The 23,585-nt window shown below is 39.7% G+C and carries 25 protein-coding genes; 13 read left to right on the forward strand and 12 right to left on the reverse strand.

What is annotated here, in order from left to right:
• Window positions 1-80: 80 nt before the first annotated feature.
• From ettA to ACJJVX_RS17710, 7 genes are all read left to right on the forward strand, one after another.
• Window positions 81-1,754, forward strand: a complete 1,674-nt coding sequence (ettA, locus tag ACJJVX_RS17680) for an energy-dependent translational throttle protein EttA (protein WP_054205567.1) — start codon at window positions 81-83, stop codon at window positions 1,752-1,754.
• 137 nt (window positions 1,755-1,891) lie between these two features.
• Window positions 1,892-2,377 (forward strand): TlpA disulfide reductase family protein, encoded by a 486-nt coding sequence (locus ACJJVX_RS17685; RefSeq protein ID WP_054205566.1) that lies wholly within the window; start codon window positions 1,892-1,894, stop codon window positions 2,375-2,377.
• Window positions 2,378-2,465: 88 nt separating this feature from the next.
• Entirely contained in the window at window positions 2,466-2,831 is a 366-nt protein-coding gene (locus tag ACJJVX_RS17690) for a PilZ domain-containing protein (RefSeq protein ID WP_054205565.1), read from the forward strand.
• Window positions 2,832-2,884: 53 nt separating this feature from the next.
• Window positions 2,885-3,793, forward strand: coding sequence for a histone deacetylase (locus tag ACJJVX_RS17695; protein WP_054205564.1), 909 nt, complete (start codon window positions 2,885-2,887; stop codon window positions 3,791-3,793).
• Window positions 3,794-3,887: 94 nt separating this feature from the next.
• Window positions 3,888-4,556, forward strand: a complete 669-nt coding sequence (locus tag ACJJVX_RS17700; protein WP_405632704.1) for a hypothetical protein — start codon at window positions 3,888-3,890, stop codon at window positions 4,554-4,556.
• A 206-nt stretch (window positions 4,557-4,762) separates the two neighbouring features.
• A complete protein-coding gene (locus ACJJVX_RS17705) occupies window positions 4,763-6,241 on the forward strand; it encodes a methyl-accepting chemotaxis protein (protein ID WP_405632706.1) in 1,479 nt (492 codons plus the stop codon).
• A 3-nt stretch (window positions 6,242-6,244) separates the two neighbouring features.
• Entirely contained in the window at window positions 6,245-6,742 is a 498-nt protein-coding gene (locus tag ACJJVX_RS17710; protein ID WP_405632980.1) for a methyl-accepting chemotaxis protein, read from the forward strand.
• A gap of 100 nt (window positions 6,743-6,842) precedes the next feature.
• Here the strand turns inward: ACJJVX_RS17710 and ACJJVX_RS17715 are convergent, their stop codons facing one another.
• The gene (locus ACJJVX_RS17715) at window positions 6,843-8,309 is read right to left on the reverse strand and encodes a PLP-dependent aminotransferase family protein (protein WP_054453689.1); all 1,467 of its coding nucleotides are present in this window, start codon (window positions 8,307-8,309) and stop codon (window positions 6,843-6,845) included.
• A 149-nt stretch (window positions 8,310-8,458) separates the two neighbouring features.
• Between ACJJVX_RS17715 and ACJJVX_RS17720 the strand changes: the two genes are divergently transcribed.
• Together ACJJVX_RS17720 and ACJJVX_RS17725 are read left to right on the forward strand one after the other, a co-directional pair.
• Window positions 8,459-9,034, forward strand: coding sequence for a GNAT family N-acetyltransferase (locus ACJJVX_RS17720; protein ID WP_054205560.1), 576 nt, complete (start codon window positions 8,459-8,461; stop codon window positions 9,032-9,034).
• Window position 9,035: 1 nt separating this feature from the next.
• The gene (locus ACJJVX_RS17725; RefSeq protein WP_054453687.1) at window positions 9,036-9,644 is read left to right on the forward strand and encodes an FMN-binding negative transcriptional regulator; all 609 of its coding nucleotides are present in this window, start codon (window positions 9,036-9,038) and stop codon (window positions 9,642-9,644) included.
• A 191-nt stretch (window positions 9,645-9,835) separates the two neighbouring features.
• On the opposite strand, the gene nqrM is transcribed toward ACJJVX_RS17725, so the two are convergent.
• From nqrM to ACJJVX_RS17780, 11 genes are all read right to left on the reverse strand, one after another.
• The gene (gene nqrM, locus ACJJVX_RS17730) at window positions 9,836-10,048 is read right to left on the reverse strand and encodes a (Na+)-NQR maturation NqrM (RefSeq protein WP_054205558.1); all 213 of its coding nucleotides are present in this window, start codon (window positions 10,046-10,048) and stop codon (window positions 9,836-9,838) included.
• A gap of 82 nt (window positions 10,049-10,130) precedes the next feature.
• Window positions 10,131-11,159 (reverse strand): FAD:protein FMN transferase, encoded by a 1,029-nt coding sequence (locus tag ACJJVX_RS17735; protein WP_054205557.1) that lies wholly within the window; start codon window positions 11,157-11,159, stop codon window positions 10,131-10,133.
• Between the two features lie 102 nt (window positions 11,160-11,261).
• Complete coding sequence (gene nqrF, locus ACJJVX_RS17740; RefSeq protein ID WP_054205556.1) at window positions 11,262-12,491, reverse strand: NADH:ubiquinone reductase (Na(+)-transporting) subunit F; 1,230 nt, start codon at window positions 12,489-12,491, stop codon at window positions 11,262-11,264.
• Window positions 12,492-12,510: 19 nt separating this feature from the next.
• Window positions 12,511-13,119 (reverse strand): NADH:ubiquinone reductase (Na(+)-transporting) subunit E, encoded by a 609-nt coding sequence (gene nqrE, locus ACJJVX_RS17745; protein WP_054205555.1) that lies wholly within the window; start codon window positions 13,117-13,119, stop codon window positions 12,511-12,513.
• Between the two features lie 10 nt (window positions 13,120-13,129).
• Window positions 13,130-13,762, reverse strand: a complete 633-nt coding sequence (locus tag ACJJVX_RS17750; RefSeq protein WP_054205554.1) for an NADH:ubiquinone reductase (Na(+)-transporting) subunit D — start codon at window positions 13,760-13,762, stop codon at window positions 13,130-13,132.
• Window positions 13,762-14,511: a Na(+)-translocating NADH-quinone reductase subunit C gene (locus ACJJVX_RS17755; RefSeq protein ID WP_054205553.1), complete on the reverse strand. Its 750-nt coding sequence runs from the start codon at window positions 14,509-14,511 to the stop codon at window positions 13,762-13,764. The genes ACJJVX_RS17750 and ACJJVX_RS17755 overlap by 1 nt, the downstream gene beginning before the upstream one ends.
• Window positions 14,504-15,706, reverse strand: a complete 1,203-nt coding sequence (locus ACJJVX_RS17760) for an NADH:ubiquinone reductase (Na(+)-transporting) subunit B (protein ID WP_054205552.1) — start codon at window positions 15,704-15,706, stop codon at window positions 14,504-14,506. Before ACJJVX_RS17760 ends, ACJJVX_RS17755 begins: the two co-directional genes overlap by 8 nt.
• Before the next feature lie 3 nt (window positions 15,707-15,709).
• Entirely contained in the window at window positions 15,710-17,053 is a 1,344-nt protein-coding gene (locus ACJJVX_RS17765; protein WP_054453923.1) for a Na(+)-translocating NADH-quinone reductase subunit A, read from the reverse strand.
• 374 nt (window positions 17,054-17,427) lie between these two features.
• A complete protein-coding gene (gene fabV, locus ACJJVX_RS17770) occupies window positions 17,428-18,621 on the reverse strand; it encodes an enoyl-ACP reductase FabV (protein WP_054205551.1) in 1,194 nt (397 codons plus the stop codon).
• A gap of 100 nt (window positions 18,622-18,721) precedes the next feature.
• Entirely contained in the window at window positions 18,722-19,033 is a 312-nt protein-coding gene (locus ACJJVX_RS17775; RefSeq protein ID WP_054205550.1) for a BolA family transcriptional regulator, read from the reverse strand.
• A gap of 59 nt (window positions 19,034-19,092) precedes the next feature.
• Complete coding sequence (locus ACJJVX_RS17780; protein WP_054205549.1) at window positions 19,093-19,692, reverse strand: alpha-ketoglutarate-dependent dioxygenase AlkB; 600 nt, start codon at window positions 19,690-19,692, stop codon at window positions 19,093-19,095.
• 42 nt (window positions 19,693-19,734) lie between these two features.
• Between ACJJVX_RS17780 and ACJJVX_RS17785 the strand changes: the two genes are divergently transcribed.
• Genes ACJJVX_RS17785 through ACJJVX_RS17800 form a run of 4 tightly spaced genes read left to right on the forward strand, consistent with a single transcriptional unit; the run spans window position 19,735 to window position 23,505 of the window.
• Complete coding sequence (locus ACJJVX_RS17785) at window positions 19,735-20,883, forward strand: methyltransferase (RefSeq protein ID WP_054205548.1); 1,149 nt, start codon at window positions 19,735-19,737, stop codon at window positions 20,881-20,883.
• 5 nt (window positions 20,884-20,888) lie between these two features.
• Window positions 20,889-21,440, forward strand: a complete 552-nt coding sequence (locus ACJJVX_RS17790; RefSeq protein ID WP_212760619.1) for a YajG family lipoprotein — start codon at window positions 20,889-20,891, stop codon at window positions 21,438-21,440.
• A 2-nt stretch (window positions 21,441-21,442) separates the two neighbouring features.
• A complete protein-coding gene (locus ACJJVX_RS17795; protein WP_054205546.1) occupies window positions 21,443-22,063 on the forward strand; it encodes a peptidylprolyl isomerase in 621 nt (206 codons plus the stop codon).
• A gap of 50 nt (window positions 22,064-22,113) precedes the next feature.
• Window positions 22,114-23,505, forward strand: a complete 1,392-nt coding sequence (locus ACJJVX_RS17800) for an AmpG family muropeptide MFS transporter (RefSeq protein WP_405632716.1) — start codon at window positions 22,114-22,116, stop codon at window positions 23,503-23,505.
• Window positions 23,506-23,585 lie beyond the last annotated feature (80 nt).

A 23,585-nucleotide genomic window follows, 5' to 3' on the forward strand; every position in this document is an offset into this window, starting at 1 on the left:
TGCTGATGCGTTGACTGTTTAGCCATTGAGACTCTACAATAGAGCATTAAAAATTTTATTCTTATTTGAAGGCTCCTTCCATGGTTTTACCTGATAAATTTATATTCTCGATGAGTCGAGTATCTAAAGTTGTGCCGCCTAAGCGCACTATTTTAAAAGATATTTCTTTGCATTTTTTCCCTGGCGCAAAAATTGGCGTACTTGGTTTAAACGGTTCTGGTAAATCAACGTTACTACGTATTATGGCAGGCCTTGACCAAGAATTTGAAGGTGAAGCATACCCTCAACCGGGCACTAAAATTGGTTACCTACCGCAAGAGCCTATTTTAGATGAAAGCAAAACAGTACGTGAAATTGTTGAAGAAGCAGTAAGCGAAGTTAAAAACGCGCTAAACCGCCTTGATGAAGTATATAACGAATATGCAATGGAAGGTGCTGACTTTGATGCTCTAGCTAAAGAGCAAGGTGAGCTTGAAGCAATCATTCAAACTCACGATGGTCATAACATTGATAACGTATTAGAGCGTGCTGCTGATGCGCTACGTTTACCTGAATGGGATGCTAAAATTGAGTTTCTATCTGGTGGTGAGCGTCGTCGTGTTGCTATTTGTCGCCTATTACTTGAAAAACCAGATATGCTTATCCTCGATGAACCAACTAACCACTTGGATGCAGAATCTGTCGCGTGGCTTGAGCGCTTCTTACATGATTACGAAGGCACAGTTGTGGCGGTAACGCATGACCGTTACTTCCTTGATAATGTAGCAGGTTGGATTTTAGAGCTTGACCGTGGTGAAGGTATTCCATGGGAAGGTAACTACTCATCGTGGCTTGAGCAAAAAGATGCCCGCTTACAACAAGAGCAGAAATCTGAAAAAGCACGTCAAAAATCAATTGCACAAGAGCTTGAGTGGGTACGTTCAAATCAAAAAGGTCGTCAAGCTAAGTCTAAAGCACGTATGGCACAGTTTACTGAAATGCAGCAATCTGATTATCAAAAACGTAATGAAACTAACGAGCTGTTTATTCCACCTGGACCACGTTTAGGCGATCAAGTAATAGAAGTTAAAAACTTGAAAAAGAGCTTTGGTGATCGCGTACTGATTGATGATTTAAGTTTCACTATGCCAAAAGGTGCCATTGTCGGCATTATCGGTGCTAATGGCGCGGGTAAATCAACTTTATTCAAAATGCTTAGTGGTGAAGAGCAACAAGACAGCGGCGAGATCAGCTTAGGTGAAACAGTTGAACTGGCAACCGTTGATCAGTTCCGTGGCAATATGGATGACAGCAATACAGTTTTCCAAGAAATTGCTGATGGTCAAGACGTGTTAAAGATTGGTAATTTTGAATTTCCAAGCCGCGCGTATGTTAGTCGCTTTAACTTCAAAGGCAACGATCAGCAAAAGTTTGTTAAAGACTTATCTGGTGGTGAGCGCAACCGCTTACACCTAGCTAAGCTTTTAAAAGCGGGCGGCAACGTAATCCTACTGGATGAGCCAACCAATGACTTGGACGTTGAAACATTACGTGCTCTTGAAAATGCGATTTTAGAATTCCCAGGTTGTGTTATGTGTATATCGCATGACCGTTGGTTTTTAGACCGCATTGCAACACACATTCTTGATTACCGTGATGAAGGCCAAATAAACTTCTTTGATGGTAACTACACTGAGTATGAAGAATGGCTTAAAAAGACGTTAGGGTCGGCAGCTACACAACCTAAGCGTATTAAGTATAAAAAGATTGGTTAAGTTCTAGGTTCTAGGTTCTAGGTTCTAGGTTCTAAACATATTTTAAGCCCTGCATTTACGCGGGGCTTTTTATTTTTGAAAGAAATAAACGCTTGCGCCTTTCTAGTTAAGTATCTTCACTTTATAAAATAATCACCATGAAATACTTATTTGCACTGATTTTAGTAAGCATGAGCTTATTAAGCTTCGCCGCCGAGACTGAGCAATCCCCCAAATTACCAATGCTGACCTTTAATATGGCAGATGGTAGCCAAATTAAAACCCAAGACCTATTAGGCAAACCGTTTATTTTACATTTTTGGGCAACATGGTGTCCGTATTGTAAAAAATTGCAGCCTGGACTGGATAAAATTCATCTAAAATATCAATCTCAGGGCCTGCAAGTAATTGCTGTGAGTTTTCGTGAAGATGAAGACGCTAACCCCGCTCAATCATTACTTTCGCGTGGTCATCATTTTCAAACCGCAATAAATGCAGATGACAGTGCAGAATTATTAGGAGTTCGTGGTACACCCACTACGCTTTTTATCAATAAATTAGGCAAGGTTGTACTTGCTACCACAACATCAGATCCCCAAGATCCTATTCTTTATAAAACAGCAGCAAAGCTAGTTAAACCCTAAGACTAACTCTGGCCTATCATAACTTTAGCGACTATGCTTAAGTTATGAGCGAACATCATTTTAGCCACAAATAAAGGTATGTTGAATTATGAAGAACCGCCGCCAATTTTCTCGTGTTTTATTTTCAACTGCTGCCCAATTAGATTTAGCCGATAATCAATACCCGTGCAAATTATTAGATATTTCGTTGCACGGTGCGCTTATTACTCGATGTGATGCGTTCACTGCAAATAAAAACGCTACAGGTCATTTATGCTTTACTTTACCGCAAAGCGATATTGAAATTAAAATGGCTGTCACTATTTGTCATATAGAGCAGCATCATATTGGCTTAAAATGTACGCATATTGATATTGACAGTATTACTCATCTAAAACGTTTAATTGAGTTAAACCTCGCAGATGACGCCTTACTCCACCGTGAACTCGCGATGCTTATTCACGAACAAGAATAGACTGTTAAAGATTTGTTGATTACCATAGCGTAAACTGATTACATAGCGCCGTTATGACTTTAAACCCAGATTTACCTTTGGTATACCATTCAAACTACTCATTTAACTTTGATCCTAAACATCGCTTTGCGATGAGTAAATTTGCGCATTTACACGACTATGTTAAACAACTCGGCTTAGTGACTAATAATTTAGTTAAACCTGAATTAGGCACACCAGAGGCACTTGAGCTGATCCATTGTCATAACTATATAAATGATCTTTGGTATAACCGATTGGATGAAAAAGCCATGCGCCGTATTGGGCTGCCTTGGTCACATGAGTTAATGGCGCGCACATTCACCGCCCCGCAAGGCACTTTAAAAACCGCACGTCTTGCTTTGCAACACGGTATTGCTTGTCATTTAGCTGGGGGCACGCATCATGCGCATACTGACTTTGGTTCAGGCTATTGTATGGTGAATGATTTAGCATTTACCGCGCAAACGCTTATACAATCTGGTGAAATTACCAACGTGCTTATTTTTGATCTTGATGTACATCAAGGTGATGGTACTGCCGCGATGTTGCAGCATCAACCTTATGCTTATACGTGCTCTATTCATTGTGAAAAGAATTTCCCGTTTCGTAAATCAGCGAGCGACCTAGATATTGGTTTAGCTAATAATATGCAAGACAACGAATACTTAGGTATTGTTGATGATACGTTGCGCTTTTTACTAAAAGAGCTTAACCCTGATTTAGTACTTTATGACGCAGGTGTGGATGTGTGGCAGCAAGATGGTTTAGGTAAACTTGATATTAGTTGGCAAGGCATAGAAAAACGCGACAATTTAGTACTAAAACGCTGTATAGAACATAATACGCCGGTGGCTACTGTCATTGGCGGCGGTTATGACAGAGATCACCTGCGCCTTGCAAAACGTCATGCTATTGTTGTAGAGCAGGCTGCGCGTTTTTAAATAAACATTCAAGACTTACAAAACACGTGACTAAAAGCAGCTTTTACAGCGATTTTTTACTACAATTTAAATTAATATATTGATTGAGACTACTATGCGACTGCCGCTTATTTTATTATTTGCCTTTATGAGTACTTTTACTACCGCCGAAGAAGAAGTTGTAAAAGAAGAACTCCCACCAATGAACCCCGCTTACAGTGCAGAGCATGCTATGGTTCTTGTGAATCATGGCTCACGTATTTTTGCTATTAGCCTACCGACGTATAAACTGCCTCATGATGTTCAAGTGGTATATCAAATTGATAATCCTGATGTTGCTTTTTTAAGCCTAGTGCGTGACGCTGATCTCATCACCATCAAACCAAAACCATTTAATATTCAACATTTAATGCGTGGTGAAGAGATAACAATTACAGCTGATGTTTATGAAGGTCATTACAAGCGTGGTGGCAATTTAGTTTATTCAGATAGAGCAATCGTTATGAGTAAACAACTTTACGCACGCGAACTCACAGACTTGGCAGAATCCTCTCAATGGCAAGAATACGATATGATCACTCTTAAAAATAGTGAACGAATTTACATCCACAAAATTACCCAAGCCCCGAGTTTTAATCACCTCATTTTTGCCGACTTAACTAATGCCTGCATGCAAAAGTTCCGCACATCTAAACGTATACCGAAAGAAAGTGAACTCACATATAAATTTGTTAACTGCGGCACTTTAAAGCCGTTGTATTTTGATAGTGAAGATTTTCAATAGCTTAATCACTTTTTAAGTAAAATATAAGCAAAAGCTTTTAAAGTAGTTATACGACTTTAAAAGCCTCTGAATTAAGACTATAAACCTATAAATCAAACACTTAAAAAAACCATTAACGTTCATTTACAATAATAATGTACAGATTGTTATAAAAAGAGGGACAGTCGTGTAAATTCACGCGATGCTCATCGATAATCGGTACAACAATGGCTATTAAAACTAAATTATTATTTTCCTTTTTGCTTTTAGGTTTGCTCCCAGCAGGCATTGTATCGATATTATCTTTATATCTGTCTGCCCAAGCATTAGAAAAACAAACGTATAACCAACTTTCATCTATAAGTCATATCAAAAGCAATCAACTTCAAGATTATTTTAAAACCACAAAATCAGATCTGAACTTATTAACAACTAATTTTGAAAGCCTATCCAAGCATAATTCCAACTTATCACTATCAGAGCTTGCTGCATTAAATCATCCGTGGTTCGATGGGTTTATAACTGATAAAGGTTATTATGATTTATTTTTAATTAGCCCCACGGGCTTTATAGATTACACAGTAACAAAGGAGGCTGATTATTTAACTAGTCTTACAACTGGGCCATATAAAACTTCAGGCCTAGCAACACTTTTCAACAAAACTTTAAGAACTCGCTCATTTGAAATAATTGATTTTTCAAAATATGCACCGAGTAACGATGAGCCTGCGGCATTTATTGGTCAACCGGTTATAATTAATGGCGAAGTCGTTGCTGTTATTGCACTGCAACTATCCATTGACGCAATTAATAATATTATGCAAACACGTGATGGAATGGGGCAAACAGGTGAGTCATACTTAGTCGGTGACGATTTATTAATGCGTTCGGACTCTTACCTAGATCCAATAGGCCACTCTGTTGTTGCTAGCTTTGCCGGTAACGTAAAAAATAATGGCGTAGATACCGTTGCAGTTCATAATGCCCTTCAAGGCCATACAAACACGAAAATGATTATGGATTATAACGGTAACCCTGTTCTGTCCGCTTTTAAACCCTTTAAATTTGAGCGATTAAATTGGGTTCTACTTGCCGAAATAGATGAAGCTGAAGCATTCGCTCCTATTTATTCTTTATATTGGATAATAAGCATCATTGCCCTACTTTCCTTTGCTGTCGTAATTATTGCCGCACTGAGTATTACTCGCTCTATTATTAAACCCCTCGGTGGTGAGCCTGCACAAATGCAGATAATCAGTAAACGCATCGCAAGCGGTGATCTAAGTCAGGTGTTTGATTTAGATACTCCTAAGATTGGTGTATACGGTGCTATGGCGAAAATGAATACCTATTTGCACCAAACAATAAGCACAATATCCCAAGCAACTGACAGACTTGCATCCACCGCAGCGCAAACGAGTACTGCAAGTACTCAATCAAATGCAAGCTTACAAGAACAACATGCAAGCATTGAACATGTTGCCAATGCTATTTCACAAACAAACGCATCTATTGAAGAAGTATCTGAAAATGCTCGCGCTGTGGCTGATTTAAGTATTAAAGCTAAAGAAACAACATACTCTGCAGATGTTCATTTACAACAAACAATTGTAAAAATGAGTTCACTTGAGCATACAATAAATAATACGGAAGTAGTGATCAAACGCGTCGAGGATAACGCACAAACGATTAATAAAGTACTTTAGGTTATCCGTTCTGTCGCAGACCAAACAAACCTTTTAGCACTTAATGCAGCCATTGAAGCAGCTAGAGCAGGAGAGCATGGTCGAGGTTTTGCCGTTGTTGCTGATGAAGTTAGACAACTAGCTAAAAAAACACAGAATTCAACAGCCGATATAGAAAACATGATTGAATTACTGCAAGCAGGTACACAACAAGCCGTTGTTGAAATACATAAATCTATAGATGCCACAGAATCAACGATTACAACAGCAAATCACAGTGCTGAGTTATTAAAACAGAGTGTTGAACAAATAGACTATATAGCTCGTCGAGCTGAAATCATTGCAACAGCAGCGCATGAGCAAAGCAGTATGTCTGAAGAGATAACCCATAACATTGACTCGATAAAACAAGCTGCTATTGATAACGCGGTAGGAGCTGATCAAGTATCCGCTGCGAGTATAGAGCTGGATCAACTCAGCAAACAATTGCAAAAAATAACGCATGATTTTAAATTATCATAGCAACAAAAAATGACAGCTGTTATGCAACCTTAGTTGTAATCAAAGAGCTGCTGTTGCCTTAATGTTGAGCATTGACTACTGCCGGGACTGTTAAAACATTTTAGCGCTTATAGGTCTGTTGTATAATAAGTGATAGGCCTAGCTGCATACTTTCATTCGATTGCCCAGCAAAGCCAAGCCGGGCATTGCTATAGTTTATGGGCTTTAAACTGCGCACTGAATTAGCAAAGTAAAACTCGACTTCGGTTTGCAAGTAAACACTTTGCTTTGCTAATTGTGCTTTTAAATGCTGGGTGTTTTTATTAAAGTTTACCCACATTGCCATGCCGCCGTCGGGTTTTATGTACTCAATAGGATAACCTTGTGCTTGAAGCTGCATTAAGTAGCTATCCATCGCTTCATAGCGTTGTTTATACAGTTTGGTCATACGCTTTAAATGGCGCTCAAACCCGCCTTCTTTCATCCAATGTGCGACAGCTAATTGCATAATTACATCGTTCTTATGATTCATCAGCTGCTTCCAGGCGGTTAATTGCGCTATCACTTCAGGGGCTGCGCAGATATAGCCAATACGCGCTGCTGAGAACATAATTTTTGAAAACGTCGATACGTAAATAATAATGCCGGCAGGGTCATCCGCAGCCATAGGTTGTAATGGCTGACAGCGATAGTGAAATTCATGGTCGTAATCATCTTCAATGATCATCACATTATGGGAATAACACAACTGATAAATCTGTAAGCGCCGTGTTGGCGATAAAGTCACTGTGGTCGGGTACTGATGCAACGGTGTTAAGTACAGCATCTTTATTGGGAATCGCATAAGCTGGGCTTTTAAATCATCGACACATAAGCCTTCATCGTCTTGCTTTATATCGACCAATTGCGCGCCACATGCAGCAAATGCCTTTCTTGCTGGTGGGTATCCTAGCGTTTCAACAGCAATATTATCGCCCTTTGCTATAAATGCTTTAGCGATTAAAAATAATGCCTCTTGTGAGCCATTACAGATCAGAATATCGTCCGTATCTAAGTTACGTGTTTTATGTAAATATTCTTTAATCTGTACTTTTAGTTCAGCGCAACCGCTTACTTCTCCATAGTGTAATTTACTAATGTCGATATGATCACACACATGGCTAATTGCACGTTTAAACTCTTTTTGAGGGAAACTTGCTAAGTCAGGTAGCCCCCCTGCAAAATTATATTTATAAGCATTTAAATCCATACCAACGCTAGGCACTTCAAGTGTGTTAGCGAATTGATAAGGTGTAGGCTGCAAGGCGGGTGCAGTTTTTACGCCAATGCTGCTTTGAATAGGTAAACTATCTGTCACCCGATACCCTGAGCGCTCATTTGATATTAGCCACCCCTCAGCAACTAATAATTGAAGTGCATTCATAATCGTATGACGATTTAACTGGTATATATCCGCCATTTTTCGGACGGAGCTAAGCTTACTTGCAGGTGCAACATCCCCGTTAATAATTGCTGTTCGCAATCCCTGTGCTAATTGCAGATACTTAGCTTTGCCTGGCAAATCCAATTTAATATCAAGTGGCTGCATACTTTATTCCTTCCGTATAACTGTTCACATAATCCTTTCACGCTAAAACTGGTCTATCAAAAAACTAAAAACTGGTTGTTTTAACATGACCAAATAAGCGTACATTATTTGTTTTAAATAGTCTGCAATAACCAATAATAAGGCGCTTTATGCTTACTCAGCAAACACATCAAACTAATAAAGTTATTTTGGAACCGCTACGCGACATTCATTTAAAAGGTTTAAGCCTTGCAGGGCAAGATCCACAAGTATGGCGCTGGGTATTAATGAATTACACTCGAACGACAGAAACTCTATATGATTGGTTTATCAATACCGCACAGTTTAACCCTACAGAACAAGTAGTCTTTGCCATTATTGATAAAGCTTCAAAGCACGTTGTAGGCACTACACGCATATTCAGATTAGATAGTCAAAATGACATTGCTGAAATTGGCCACACATTTATTAGTAAAAATTTTCAACGTAGTTACATAAACACCCACGCCAAATATTTGCTATTGCGTTACGCATTTGAAACTTTAGGGTTGGTACGTGTTGCGTTTAATACCCATGAAAAAAACATCACATCCCGTAACGCAATTGCTCGACTAGGTGCCCGCTTTGAAGGCATTAGCTATAAAGATAGGCGACTTACTGATGGCTCATACCGAAACACCGCCAAGTTCAGCATCATTGATGAGCAATGGGCCGCTATAAAATTACAACTAGAAGGTAAGTTATAATATGTACCCTGCTCCTCACTTTCAAGAACCTAATATCGAACAGTTACATGCTCTTGTTAATACTTACCCGTTAGCCAGCGTTTTAATGCCTAATAAGCAATGTAGCCTGAATGATATTTGCCACATACCATTATTATTTGATGCTCAACGCGATATATTTATTGGTCATGTTGCTAAATATAACCCTCTTTCATTGCTTGATGGTCAACCTGTGAATTTACTGTTCACAGGTGATGACTGCTATTTATCCCCCTCCTATTCAAAGAATAAAACATTACCAAGCTGGTTATATTCCTCTGTTTTAGTCACAGCCAATGTACATATCATTCAGACGTTTAGTCAAAAGGAGTCAGTAATGGAACGGCTTACAAGTCACTTTGAGCAAGAATTTACACCGAATGAAAACCCGATATGGCAGCTTAATGATGTACCACAACAACACCGTAATATTATGTATCAAGAACTTAGTTTTCTTGAGTTTGAACCGACAAGCTGGAAAGGTAATTTTAAGCTAAGTCAAAATAAGGCTACGATAATTAGAGAAGAAATAAAAAATAACCTAATATTAATCAATAAAGTAAGTATTGCTAATTTGATGAAAATATATTGATACTCGCTTTAATCAGGTTTTACAACGGTAAGTTGATGTACTCGTAGATACCCAAGTTACCTGAAGGTGCGAGTGTCATTGGACTTAAAAGCGATTTAGATATTGATTGAGGTGTGGTCGTTAAATGTGCAAGTAAAACAAAAAACGCCTTTTAAAGGCGTTTTTAAATCTGTAGTTTTATCTGCCACAGCTTATAATATTTGGTTTTCTTTCCAAACTTGCTCTTTTGCCATACGCTTTTTACGTTTGTCACATGGGTCATCGCAATCACAGGCTTTATCAATGCCTACAGAGCCAAGACCGCCACAACTACTGGCCATAGATTTCTTTTGTACTACCATACCCACAGCCATCGCAGCGACGATTAAAAGTAGTAAACCAAAAGTAAGAAGAAAAAGTGACATTGCTTAGCCCCTATTGATCAGCAATAAAATAATACCCAACAAGTTGCTGGGCTGACTGTATTATAAACTGATTTAAACCGCGCTACAAATAGGGTTTAAATGCAGGGCTAGAATAAGTGACTAAGCCATCTTCTGATTTAGCAATCAGATAAACGGGTAAATCATGCTCCTGTGCATAAGCTTTTGCTTTTTCCATCCCCATTACAGTCAATGCTGTTGCAAGGCCATCTGCGGTCATTGCTGATGGGTGTAACACGGTCACAGAAACAAGATCATGACGACTTGGCATACCCGTTACTGGATCGATTAAATGGCTGTAAGTCACTCCCTCCATTTCGTAAAAAATACGATAGTCACCCGAGGTAGCAATACCATTATTTCCTGGAGCCAAAACCTTATGTACTTTGCGAACACCGAGCTCGGTATCAGGCTGCTCAATAGCGATACGCCAATCTAGATCATTAGGCTTTTTACCTGAAACTCTAAGCTCACCGCCAATTTCAACCATGTAGTTCGTTAAGCCATGGCTCTCTAGTAACTCTGCTACCTTATCAATACCATAGCCTTTTGCTGTGGCAGAAAATGATAGCGCTAAGCCATCGATTGATTTAGCTAAACCTTGATCTGTTAATATCAACTTATCAACACCAATTTTAGCAATCATTGCTAACAGTGCTTCATTAGTTGGTCGCTTAGTGGGCTTTTTATCAGGGCCAAAACCCCATAAATCAATTAATGGTCCCATAGTCACATCAAGGGTTTTAGTTGATTTCCCTAAGCGAATTGATTCACTGACTACAGCTCTAAAGTCACTACTGATAGGCATTACTTCGCCTGCTGGTAAACGGTTAAATTGATTTATTTCAGAGTCTTTAATGTACGTAGACATGGATAAATTAATGTCTTTCAATAACTGTGTTACTTCAGGCAACAAGTTAAGCGAGGCTAGTTTTTCTTGCTCGGCAAATACTTTAATGTGATAAGTTGTGCCCATCGTTTTACCTTCAAGGTATAACTCTTGCGGCTCATTTTTACCACAACCAGATATGAGTAAAGTGAGAGTAAGAAAAAATATGGCAATTAATGCCTGCGGGTGAAAAACTCTATTCATAGCAGCCTACTCAGGTTAAATTTTAAATATAAAAAAGCCCCGTAGCATTAGTTACTACGAGGCTGATATTCTAACCAAAACTAAATTGTTTTGATATGGGTGTTAGCCACCGAAATCATCTAATAAGATATTTTCGTCTTCAACACCTAAGTCTTTCAACATAGTGATAACAGCAGCGTTCATCATTGGAGGACCACACATGTAGAACTCACAATCTTCCGGCGCTTCATGTTCTTTAAGATAGTTCTCAAATAACACGTTATGGATAAAGCCAGTATAGCCTTCCCAGTTATCTTCTGGTTGTGGATCTGAAAGCGCTGTATGCCATACAAAGTTAGGGTTTTCAGCGGCTAAGCCGTCAAAATCTTCAACGTAGAACATTTCACGTCTAGAACGTGCACCATACCAGAAACTCATCTTACGCTTAGAGTTCAAACGTTTAAGTTGGTCAAAGATATGTGAACGCATAGGCGCCATACCAGCACCACCACCAACAAAGACCATTTCAGCGTCAGTATCTTTTGCAAAGAACTCACCAAATGGGCCAGAGATAGTTACTTTATCACCTTCTTTAAGTGACCAAATGTACGATGACATTTTACCACAAGGTAAGCTTAAGTCTCTTGGAGGCGGCGCAGCGATACGCACGTTAAGCATGATGATGCCTTCTTCTTCTGGGTAGTTAGCCATTGAGTAAGCACGAATTGTTTCTTCGTCTACTTTAGACTCCAGCTTGAAGAAACCAAAATGGTTCCAATCGCCACGGTACTCTTCAGGTACATCGAAATCAGCATATTTAACGTGATGTGCAGGGGCTTCAATTTGAATATAACCACCGGCACGAAACGGTACTGACTCGCCATCAGGTATTTGTAGTTTAAGCTCTTTAATGAACGTTGCTTTGTTATCGTTAGAGATAACTTCACAATCCCATTTTTTAACACCGAAAATTGACTCTTCAAGTTCAATTTCCATGTCGTTTTTAACATTTACCTGACACGCTAAACGACAGCCTTCACGGGCTTCACCTTTAGAGATGTGATCAAGTTCAGTTGGTAAGATATCGCCGCCACCAGAGTGAATGTGTACACGACACTGACCACAAGAGCCACCGCCACCACATGCAGATGATACGAAAATACCTGACTCAGATAGTGCACCTAATAGCTTACTACCTGCTGATGTTGTAATGGCTTTCTCTGGATCGCCATTTACGCCGATGATGATGTCACCGCTTGCAACTAACTTAGATTTAGCACCAATGATGACTAAAACTAGCAGTACAACGATAGCGATGAAAACACCAACGCCTAAGAAAATCTCATAACTCATGATTTATCCTCGCTACCTATTAAAGTGAAATACCAGAGAATGACATAAAGCCAAGACCCATTAAACCAACAGTGATAAAGGTAATACCTAAACCACGTAGGCCGTCTGGCACGTCTGAATACTTCATTTTCTCACGGATACCAGCAAGTAAAGTAATTGCCAGCGCCCAACCCACACCAGAACCGATACCATAAACCACTGATTCAGTGAAGTTATAGTTACGTTCAACCATGAAAGATACTGCACCAAAGATTGCACAGTTAACTGTGATCAATGGTAGGAAGATACCTAACGCGTTATAAAGTGCTGGGAAGAACTTATCTAATGCCATTTCAAGAATTTGTACAAGTGCTGCAATAACACCGATGAATGTCAAGAAACGTAAGAAGCTAAGATCCGCTTCTGGGTAACCAAGCCACTCAAGTGCACCAGGTGCCAGAACTGCATGATAAACCAAGTTGTTAACTGGTACTGAGATACCCAGTACCACGATAACTGCTACACCTAGGCCGATAGACGTTGTTACTTTCTTTGATACTGCAAGGAAAGTACACATACCTAGGAAGAAGGCTAAAGCTAAGTTTTCAATGAAAACTGCTTTTACGAATAAACTTATATAATGTTCCACAGTCTGCCCCTTACCCTTTCGCTTCTACTTGGTCTTTCTTATAAGTACGAAGTACCCAAATGAATAAACCAATGATGAAGAATGCACTAGGCGGTAAAATCAATAGACCCATAGGTTGATACCAACCACCATCTTGTACAAGAGGGATGATTTCAGCACCAAACAATGTACCTTTACCAAATAGCTCACGAATAAAGCCAACTGTCAGTAGCACAACTGAGTAGCCTAAACCATTACCGATACCATCAAGGAACGACATAAGTGGCGGCGACTTCATCGCGTATGCTTCAGCACGACCCATTACGATACAGTTAGTAATGATTAGGCCAACGAATACAGATAGCTCTTTTGCCGTAGCATAAGAGAACGCTTGTAGTACTTGGTCAACAACAATTACCAATGACGCAATAATAGTCATTTGCACGATGATACGTACAGATGACGGGATCTGGTTACGGATCATTGAGATAAATAAACTTGAAAAAGCCGTTACCAAGGTCAATGCAATTGACATGATTAATGCATTTTTTAAGCTAGATGTTACCGCAAGCGCAGAACAAACACCGAGAACTTGGAGCGCAATCGGGTTATTAGCAAAGACCGGACCAAACAGAACCGATTTCATTTCTTTTGTATCAGCCATTATTTCAATGCTCCTTCACGTACTCTCGCTAGGAAAGGGCCAAAGCCGTTTTCACCAGTCCAGAAGTCAATTGCATGATCAACACCGTTTGAGGTTAAAGTTGCACCTGATAGACCATCAATTTGATGTTCATTTTTAGCACCGCTTTTTACTATATCAACGGGTAATGCTTTACCTTGAAATGAAGCAGTCCATTGTGGGTTTTGAATTTCCCCACCCAGGCCAGGTGTTTCATTATGCTTATAAAAGTTAATATCTTTAACTGTTTCGCCATCGCTTTCAAGTGCAACAAAGCCATACATAACACCCCAAAGACCATAGCCTTGGATAGGTAAAATGATTGCATCAGTTGAACCGTCAGCTTTTTTAGAAATGTAAACTGGTGACTCTGTAGTCATACGCTGAATGCCTGCGATATCTTTGATACCGTTTGCTTTTAGTGCAAAACTAATTTTTTGGTCAAATTTACTTTTCTCGAAATCAAAAGTATTTGGGTCAGTGTCAACAAACTCACCAGTTTTCATATTAACAACACGCGCTTCGATTTTTGCATTGAAAGTATCAGAGATATTTTCAACAGCATCGATACCCGCTGCTGCTAAGATATTCTTTTGAATATCCTGCGTTTTGTTAGCTTGCTGCAATGGGCGAAGCTGAACTGAAGCAAACGATACGATGATTGCACACACTAAACATAGTGCTACAACAACAGATAGCGTTTTGCCGATTGATTCGTTATTACTAGACATTACGTGCCAACCTCCGCTTGATATTAGCCTGCACTACGAAGTGATCGAATAATGGTGCAAATAAGTTAGCAAATAAGATTGCTAGCATCATACCCTCTGGGAATGCAGGGTTAATTACACGGATCATTACAACCATTACGCCAATTAGTGCGCCATACGCAAATTTTGCTTTATCTGTAAATGCCGCTGACACTGGGTCTGTCGCCATAAAGAACATACCAAAAGCAAAACCACCAAGTACAAAGTGCCAATGCCAAGGCATTGCAAATACAGGGTTAGTGTCAGATCCAACTGCATTTAATAAGAATGCTGTTGCAACCATACCCAAGAATACACCTAGCACAATGCGCCAAGAAGCAATTCGAACGTAGATTAAGAACAAGCCACCAATCATCACTGCAAGGGTAGATGTTTCACCGACTGAACCTTGAATGAAACCGTAGAACGCATCCCACCAAAGAGCTATGTTGCTGTAATCAAGAGAACCAACAAACGCTTGACCTAGCATAGTTGCACCAGAGAACGAGTCTACTGCTGTCCATACTGTGTCACCTGAGATTTGTGCAGGGTATGCGAAGAATAAAAACGCACGGCCAGCTAATGCAGGATTTAAGAAGTTACGACCAGTACCACCAAAAATTTCTTTAGCGATTACTACACCGAATGTAATACCTAGTGCAACTTGCCACAAAGGAATGGTTGCAGGCAAGATAAGTGCAAATAAAACAGAGGTTACGAAGAAACCTTCGTTAACTTCATGCTTACGCACTGAAGCAAATATAACTTCCCAAAAACCACCTACAGCAAATGTTACTGCGTAAATAGGTAGGAAGAAACAGGCTCCGTAAAACATTTTAGCGCCCCAGCCGGAAGCAGCGGTTAATTCACCACCAAACATCTGGAACAGGCCAACTTGCCAAGTATTTGCTAGCTCAAAACCTTGTGCTAATGCACCAGCGGCCTGATGACCGATATTGAACATACCAAAAAACATTGCAGGGAACGTCGCCATCCACACTAAAATCATCATGCGTTTTAGGTCGATGTTGTCACGAACGTGTGTCGCGCCTTTATTTACGTAACCCGGGGTATAAAAAATAGTTGCAGCTGCTTCATACAGCGCATAGAATTTTTCATGTTTACCACCGGCTTCAAAATGCGGCTCGATATCTTCTAGAAATTTCTTTAAACCCATCTCTTAGCCTTCCTTCTCGATCGTAGTCAAGCAATCGCGTAGGATTGAACCATACTCGTATTTGCCTGGACAAACGAAGGTACATAACGCTAAATCTTCTTCATCAAGTTCAAGCGCACCCAAAGAAATTGCACCATCTAAATCACGTGCAATTAAATCACGTAATAATAGCGTAGGTAGAATATCTAAAGGCATAACTCGCTCATAGTTACCAAGTGGAACCATGGCGCGCTTTGAACCACCTGTTGACGTTGTCATTTTGAACAAACGACTCGGCGTAAGGTGTGATAAGAAAGTACGTGTCACAGAGAATTTATCACTACCTGGACGGATCCAGCCAAACAACTCTTTCTCACGACCTTCAAGTAATACAGATACTTGAACATGGTAGCGACCTAAGAATGCTTGCGGACCAGCAGAAGTAGCACCCGCTAATACCGAACCAGAAATAACACGGTTATCACCATCTTCTAATTCGCCAGCAACTAAATCATCTAATGCTGCACCCAATTGAGTTTTCACTAAACGTGGGTTTTTAACACGCGGACCAGCAAGCGAAACAACACGATCTGTGAAGATTTCACCAGTAAGGAATAAATTACCAAAGGCGATAACGTCTTGGTAACCAATATGCCAAACTTGTTTGCTAGCAGAAACAGCGTCTAAGTGATGGATATGTGTGCCAACAAGGCCAGCCGGATGTACGCCACCAAACTCATGTACTTCTACTTGAGGAATTGATGAACTAGGTACTTGGCTACCTGCTTGTTTACAAACAAATACTTTACCATCGGTCAAACGCGATACAACAGCTAAACCGGCTTCGAATGCTTGCACATGCTCAGCAATAATAACCGCAGGATCTGCAGCTAAAGGGTTAGTGTCTATTGCAGTAACAAAGATAGAGCTAGGATTTGCATCCACAGCGGCAACTTTGCTGAATGGGCGAGCACGTAGTGCTGTCCATTGACCAGACTGGATAAGTACTTCTTTGGCTTTTTCACGATCGAGGCTCGAAAGCTGCTCAGCCGAAAAAGAGTCAAAGGTGATTTGCTCACTGGCGTTTACTTCGATAACGACAGATTGCAGCACACGTTTTGCACCACGATTAATTTCTTTTACTGTACCAGAAGCTGGGGCAGTAAATAATACACCTGGGTTCTTTTTATCTTCAAAAAGTACCTGGCCTTTTTTAACTTGGTCATCCACACGAACATGCATGGTTGGACGCATACCAATAAACTCTTCACCTAGCACAGCTACACGTTTGACGGTAGAACCATCATGAATAACTTGCTGAGGTGCGCCCTCTATGGGTAAGTCCAGACCTTTTTTTATGTTGATCATACGCACTTGCACTACATTAACGGAAAGAAACTGAAAAATCGAACCAACCACGTCGCTTCTTTTAGTAATCTCAAGCTAAATTCAAGATAACAAAGAACCACCTGTCAAATTACAAGACAAGCAACGCAGTAAAAAACTTCTCACATATATTGCCCGAATTTTAACATCAATCAGGGTCACTATGCGAGTCTAAATATGAAATTTATACGACAGGAGCGCTTATTTAGCTCAATAGATGCATTTGAATAAAATTCAATATAGACCAAAGTGCTATTGCTTGCGAGGTAGGATGAAAATTAAACAGCAATTAATCAAAAATTAAAACTTAAAGACAAAAAAGTCGCCTAAGCGACTTTTCTATTCATGATTATTGATCAATCTATCATGTTTGCGATTGGTGCTACTGAATCTACATCTTGTTCGTAATCAACTGTGTCGATACCAAAACCGAATAAACGTAAAAATTCATTGTGGTACCCCACGTAATCAGTTAATTCGTCAATTGTTTCTGTTGTTACGCAATCCCATACTGTTTGAATTCGGGCTTGAACATCATCTTCCAACTCTTTGTAGTTTTGGAATAAATGACCACCGTCATCAAAACGTGGTGACTCGCCATATAAATTTTCAGTGAACAATGCGTGAATTTGTTCAATCGTGCCTTCATATGTTCCATCCGCTTTCATTACTTTAAATAAAGCAGAGATATAAAGCGGCATAATAGGAATAGCAGAACTTGCTTGCGTTACTACCGCATTTAATGATGATACGTATGCTTCGCCATTTAATGCTTTGGTTGACTCTTTAATAGCAACTGTTGCGCGATCTAGATCTTCTTTCGCTTTACCAATTGTCGCATGACCATATATTGGCCACGTTAATTCTTTACCGATGTATGTATAAGCACTGGTTTTAAAGTTATCAGCTAAAACGTCAGCTTCTTTAAGTGCTTCTATCCACATTTCCCAATCTTCGCCACCCATCACTTTAATCGTGTTGTCGATATCATCTTGATTTGCGGCCTCGACTGTAATGTCGTCAATTTCACGTTTTGATGTATTTAAGTTTTTGGTCGTAACTGCATTCCCAATTGGCTTAAGTGTTGAAGAATATACTTCACCTGTATTTGGATCTGTGCGACGAGGAGATGCAAGACTATAGATGATTAGATCAACTTTACCTAAATCAGCTTTAATTGTATCAATCGCTTTTTGTTTGATTTCGTTTGAAAACGCATCGCCATTAATATTTTTAGACCATAAGCCTTCAGCGTCAGCTGCGGCTTGAAATGCAGCGGTGTTATACCAACCAGCTGAACCTGTTTTACGCTCTGTGCCTTCTTTTTCGAAGAAGATACCTAATGTTTTAGCACCGCCACCAAATGCAGCAGTAATACGAGATGCAAGGCCATAGCCTGTTGACGCACCGATAACTAACACATTTTTAGGTGCATTTTTTAATGCGCCTTGCTGTTTTACATAGTTAATTTGTTCTTGTACGTGCTCTGCACAACCTACTGGGTGGGCGTTAGTACAGATGAAACCGCGAATTTTAGGCTTAATGACCATTGATCATCCTATATCTATCTCAATAAAAATTAGCGCTAGTTTAAAGGCTAATTGTAAAAATACAGGTCTGATCAGTAATAGTTACTCTCAGACCTGGCCGTTAATCTAATTTTGATCCACCTAAACAATTTGGCGAGTCAGCAACTTGGCCGTTATGTTCACTAAATTCTGTCGGTGTAAATGTATGAATTGCCAATGCGTGAATATGATTAGCCAACTCATCTTTTAAAATCTCATTAATTTGACGATGACGTTGCAGCAAACGCTTACCGCTAAACTCTTCACTGACTACTATAACTTTAAAATGAGAGTCAGTACCACGACTATGCATGTGGCTTTCGTTCACTACATTTAGATGCTTGCAAGCAATCGCATCTGCTAGTTTGGTTTCAATTTGCTGTTGCATTGACATAATTAGTCACTTAAAAACATGTTTATAGGTTCACTATAACAAGTAAGCCTATAAATTGGCTAGCTAGGCGTTGGTAAAATGTATCTAAAAGTCAAACTTATACGGGGGTGAGCTAAGGTTGTTTGTTTTGGTATGGCGTGTTGGTAATCACGCTGACTATCGCCATGCATTATTAAAGTACTGCCGCTGTGTAACTTTAAGTCAGTTACTTTATTTGTCGCTTTATGCTTAAGCTTTAGCACCCGCTCGGCGCCAAGTGAAACACAAACGATTGTTGGCTTTGGGCCTAGTTCAATTTCGTCATCACTGTGCCAGCCCATCGTATCGCAACCATCGCGGTAATAATTAACAAGTAATGAATTTAAAGGCTGCTTTAAATGACGCTCTAAACGTTCTCGCATAGCTAATAAAATAACAGGCCAAGGCTCGATAATTAATTTACTGTGTGAGTACCCATATTCAATCTCATTATCACTGATAAAGCATTGTAAGCGCGGTATTGGGCCTGTTCGTCCATATACTGTTGTACTAGGTTGTTGCCAAGGTAAATTTTGCTGTAAATGATAGAATAAATTGAGACTTTTTTGCGCACTCAGCGTCATTCTTTGATAAGAAAAGCCATTTGGTAACTGTTGGGGGTTGGCGTTTGGCCGTTGCATGTTAGAATTTACCTATCATTTGATTACTGATCACTAACTATTATGACCACGCAAGCACAGTTCGGCGATAAAAAATTTACTCTTGAACGTTTTCCTCTCGATCAAAAAAATCGCAGCTTACAAGCTTGGGATTCTGCTGACGAGTACCTAATTGACTATGTTACGGAGCATTATCCTGATTGTCGATCTTTGCTGATCCTAAATGATAGCTTTGGCGCGTTATCTTGTTATTTTAGCAAACAACAGTTAACAGTTTGTTCAGTAAACGACTCTTATATTAGTCACCAAGCAGCGGCATATAATTTAGCAGAAAATAAAATTCCAAGCACAACATTTAGCCAACTAGATAGTTTATCTGCTTTGCCTGAACAAGTTGACTTAGTTATTTTAAAAGTGCCGCGCACATTAGCTTTTTTACAATACCAGCTATCAGAACTCAGTGAAGTGCTTGCACCAGGAACACCGGTTATTGGTGCAGCTAAAACGAAAGATGTACATAACTCGACCATTAAAGCATTTGAACAATTTATTGGTGAAACAAAAACCAGTTTAGCTGTGAAAAAATCACGTTTGGTAATTAGCCAAGCACAAGGCGGTTATAAGCCTGCAGACTTCCCTGTGAGCTGGCCTCTTGAGGGAACTGATTTTACCATTAGTAATCATGCGAATGTGTTCTCTCGTGACTCGCTGGATATTGGTGCAAGATTCTTTTTTGATTACTTACCGCAAACCAATAAAGCTAAACGTATTATTGATTTGGGCTGTGGTAACGGTGTTGTTGGTTTAATGACTTTATCACGCTGCCCTAATGCAGAAGTCACGTTTGTTGATGAGTCATATATGGCTGTTGAATCAGCACGCTTAACCGTTGAGCTAAATATGGAAAACAAGTTTGAACAATGTGCATTCATCGAAAACGATTGCTTAACTGGTTTTGAACGTGAAAGTGTTGATATCGTGCTATGTAATCCGCCTTTTCATCAAGCGCAAGCGGTTACCGATCACATCGCATGGCAAATGTTTAAACAAGCCAAAGATACGTTAAAAAATGGCGGTGAATTACGCATTATTGGTAATCGCCATTTAGACTATCACGATAAACTAAATCGCATGTTTGGTAATTGTCAGTTGCTCGGTTCAAATAAAAAGTTTGTCGTATTAAGTGCAACCAAAAATGATGGAATGTTATAAAAGTGATGAAATACATTTTGCCTTGCTGTGCTTTATTAGCACTGTCGGCCTGTAGTAGTCAGCCTAACCAGATGATCTTAAACCCGGTCTATCAAGGGGGGAAATTAAGCTCAATAAATAATAGCGTGAGCACCAGTGTGATTGATTTACGTGGCGATCCAGCCACCTTAAAGTTAATCAAATCAGACAAAACTCAAACTATTGCCAGCCCAGGGCTGACTGCATCATTAAAAAGTGCCTTAGATAGCGCATTAAGTCGTAATGGTGCCAGCATTTCGAACCTTGCAACCACGCGTTTTGAAGTGGATATTCATACCCTGCAAGCCGTTGTGAGCGAAAAAATGGTTTCTCACACTAGCAATGCAAAAGTTGAATTAGGCGTGCGAGTTATTCGTAGCGATAGTAATTTTAGTAAAGTTTACCGCGGTACAGCCAATTTTGATGGCCCACTAAGTCACGACAGAGCTAAAGTTGAAGGTCAGCTCAATAAGTTGACTGTGCAGTTAATAACACGCATGGTATCAGATCCTGAATTACTCGCATTTTTAGAAGGTTAAGTATGAAACGTCTATTTTTATTATGTGCATTATTAGTGTTTAGTCAAAACCCCATTGCTGCGACTGAGGGACGTTTTGTGCAAAAAGATAATATGTTTCCACGCGTGGAAATCACGACCACAATGGGAAAAGTAATTATTGAAATGGATCGCTCAAAAGCGCCAATTACAGTTAATAACTTTCTCACCTATGTAATGGACGGCAGCTATAAAGGCACTGTATTCCACCGAGTAGAACGTGACGTTGAAAACGAACGTGACTTTGTAATACAAGGCGGTGGCTACGATAAAGAGTACGATGGCGTTTATGAAGGTGAGCCAATTTTTAACGAAAGCGGTAACGGTTCAAAAAACGATATGTACAGCATTGCTATGGCTTATCAAGATCGTCAGCCACACTCAGGGACTCGCCAGTTCTTTTTCAATATGGATGATAATGATCATTTAAACCCTGGTAGAGAATGGGGTTTTTCAGTATTTGGCATGGTGATGGATGGATACGAAACACTCGATAAAATTATGCAAGTTGAAACCGGTTTTAATGAAAAAATTGGTTATGATTTTGTGCCTAAAGAGCCCATTATTATTTTAAATATTGCCGTATTAGAGCCCACTCCTCTGTAATACTTAATCATGGGGCTCACAGCCCCTACAACTTTGCCAATGAAGGCGTTATGAAAAGCAACTTATCTATTTCTGAATATTTTTCTTACTTTAAAGACAAACGTCTGATCAACGTATTCATTTTTGGTATGAGTAGCGGCTTTCCATGGGTTCTCATCGGCTCTGTTATGTCAGCATGGCTCAAAGATGAGGGCCTTAGCAGAAGTATGATCGGTCTATTTGGTATAGTGTTTGGCGCATACAGTATTAACTTTTTATGGTCCCCTTTGGTCGATAGAGTCAAACTTCCTCTACTTTATAACTGGCTCGGTCAAAGACGCAGTTGGATCTTATTTTGCCAGTGTTTTATTTTACTTGGCGTCATCTTGCTCGCGGGACTCGATATTACGGCGCATTTAGGTATCGCTGCGGCTTTATGTTTACTCATTGCCATTGCTTCTGCCACTCAAGATATCGCTATTGATGCTTTTCGTATAGATACCCTCGATGAAAACGAAAGCCATAAAGCAACTGCGGCTGCGGCTATGGCAACCTCAGGATGGTGGAGTGGTTATGCACTACTCGGTGCAATTCCATTTTATATGGCTGATATGCCAAATATTGGCTGGCCACAAGTCTATTACTTTTTAGCAGGGTTAATGCTGCTACTTATGAGTTGTGTTTTTTGGGCTAAAGAGCCGAAATCGAACCGCGAAGCAGTACACGCTGAGCTTGAACGCATTTATCAAGCAAAACTGGCATCCACTCACGACAACCATATGTCAAAAATATTTGCATGGTTGGCTGTCACTGTGATCGACCCATTTAAAACCTTCTTTGCACGCAATGGCGTAAAAACAGCGCTCGCCTTACTTGCTTTTATCTTCTTATTTAAAATTGGTGAAGCATTTTTAGCGCGTATGTCGATCGTGTTTTATAAAGAAGTTGGTTTTTCTAATACACAAATAGCAAACTACTCAAAATTAGGAACAGGCATAATTACAATTGTTTTTGCGTTTTTAGGCAGTATTTTTAACCATAAATACGGGATCGTAAAAGGCTTATTTATTAGTGGTGTTGCAATGGCAGCGTCTAACCTCATGTTCTCATGGATCGCACTAGCAGGCCCACAAGAGCACTTATATGCGATGGCTATTATTGTTGATGGCTTCACTCAAGCATGGTCGCTAGTCGCTATGGTAGCGTTTATATCTATGCTATGCGATCGTGCATTTAGTGCCACTCACTATGCATTATTAGCATCATTGGGGAATTTAGGGCGCACCTTACTTTCAAGTTACAGTGGTGTAGTGATTGATGATTGGTTAGGTGGAAATTGGTCGTTATTCTTTATTCTAACGGCGTTGATGGTACTACCATCATTAATATTCTTATACCTAATAAGACATAAGCTCTATCAATTAGAAAACAGTTATCATAGTAAAAGCGGAACGATAATTTAGATGTGGTGATAATTAAAATAACATGGGGCAAGGATTAAACAAATACTGTGCATCCTTGCACTTCTATTATAAACAGCTTA

This window comes from Pseudoalteromonas sp. Ld20 (assembly GCF_045064175.1).
In the GTDB taxonomy this organism is placed as follows: Bacteria; Pseudomonadota; Gammaproteobacteria; order Enterobacterales; family Alteromonadaceae; genus Pseudoalteromonas; species Pseudoalteromonas neustonica.